Source organism: Campylobacter sp. TJR-1, assembly GCF_032840035.1.
In the GTDB taxonomy this organism is placed as follows: Bacteria; Campylobacterota; Campylobacteria; order Campylobacterales; family Campylobacteraceae; genus Campylobacter; species Campylobacter fetus.
This window is the reverse complement of sequence record NZ_JAWIZX010000018.1, coordinates 1-1,461: the sequence shown is the minus strand read 5'-3', so window position 1 is coordinate 1,461 and position 1,461 is coordinate 1. Positions and strand designations below refer to the sequence as shown.

General features: G+C 27.6%; 2 protein-coding genes. One reads left to right on the top strand and one right to left on the bottom strand.

The window, feature by feature from the left end:
- Positions 1 to 191: hypothetical protein (locus RVY88_RS09100; RefSeq protein ID WP_317051303.1), on the top strand; the 191-nt coding region annotated here is incomplete at its 5' end.
- Here RVY88_RS09100 and RVY88_RS09095 read toward each other — a convergent pair.
- The gene (locus RVY88_RS09095) at positions 149 to 1,129 is read right to left on the bottom strand and encodes a cell surface protein (protein ID WP_162167638.1); all 981 of its coding nucleotides are present in this window, start codon (positions 1,127 to 1,129) and stop codon (positions 149 to 151) included. The two genes, RVY88_RS09100 and RVY88_RS09095, sit on opposite strands and share 43 nt — an antisense overlap.
- Positions 1,130 to 1,461: the final 332 nt, after the last annotated feature.

Here is a 1,461-nt window from a genome sequence, read left to right as displayed (position 1 = left end):
TACCTACTGTTGTAGTACCTAATACTTTAGAAAGATCTACATTTACGCTATCTGCAGCTATATTGCCTGCTTTTACCGAAGTACTTGCGTCTCCTGCGTTTAGGGTTATCGGTAATGTTTATCTTAGAGTATTGTTACTGGCTAAATATTATCTCAAAAATATATCTTTATATGGTGAGTTTTTGATATAGTTTATTAAATTTTGAGTGTGTATTTGCTTGGCTTTAGGAAGTATGTGATAGTAACTATTATCCATCTGAATGTATGGAAAAGCGTAAGGTGATCCCACAAATGCTAAACCATTTTCATCTATAAATTTTTTAAGAGCTCTGTTAAAAATAAGAAAATTATCTTTGAGTTTTCCATTGTAGCATTCGTTTCCCGCTACAGCAGGATATGTAAATACAAATTTTACTCCATTTCTATTTTCAATCTGTTTGATAAATTTTATATTTTTTTTAAATTTATTACTTAATCTATCTGGACTAATGCTCATTTCTGAACCAAATATATACTCTTCACAGCTCATATATTCTAGTTCTTTTACGGGTTTGCTTTTTTGTACAAATTCGTAGTCGCCTCTTTTGCCGTTTAAAAATTCATTTGTGAAGCGTATTGAATCATCAAATTTTTGACTTTTGGTAAAGATAGCTTTTAAAAGACTACTAGGAGGAGAGTTTAAAATAAATTGAATTTTATGAGCCAAATTTAGGCTATCAAAATAAAAATGCAAAGACCCAAATATATTATCAAAATATATTTTTGGGGGTGGATTTTCATCCATATAATAATAATACTCAAGCGGAAGCAAAACTATATCTCCTTTATGAGTAAATTTTTGAAGTCTGGCTAATTTGTCTTGCAAAGGATATCCTGCATTATCCGAGATGTTTATAGTCAATTTCCCAAAAGCTTTTTCAAACATAGTCGAATCTATAGCATGAACTGAATTTGAACCGCTATCTATGATAATACGATTATAGTTTGTGGTTGTTTCTAGTAAAAAATTTTTAAAAGAAAATACACCATTGGAACGTAAATCAAATATATATAAATACACAATCACGTAATTAGTAAATGTAAAAAATAAAATAAATAGAGATGCGAATATAAATAATTTATATTTCATATAATTTCGTGCCTTATATGCGATTTCGACTACTTAAATTATGGTATCAACTAATATCAAGATTATCTATAATAATTGTTCTATTTTGATATTATCTGCTTTGATTCATTTAAATTTACTTTAATATTATAATACATTTCTACTTAAATTTCTATACTGTTTAATCTTTTAATCATTCTCCCGCTTTAACCTAATACTCTTTGATACCTTGTAAGTATTTAGTATATAGATAACTATATATATGGTTGGTTGCTTTTGCTGGTGATTTTATTTTATTTTATTAAGGAGTCCTTAAATGTTAAACAAAACAGATGTTTCAATGCTTTATATCA

Excerpts from the sequence above, each read along its gene's own strand:
- RVY88_RS09095 (WP_162167638.1), bottom strand. The coding sequence starts at position 1,129 with ATGAAATATAAATTATTTATATTCGCATCTCTATTTATTTTATTTTTT.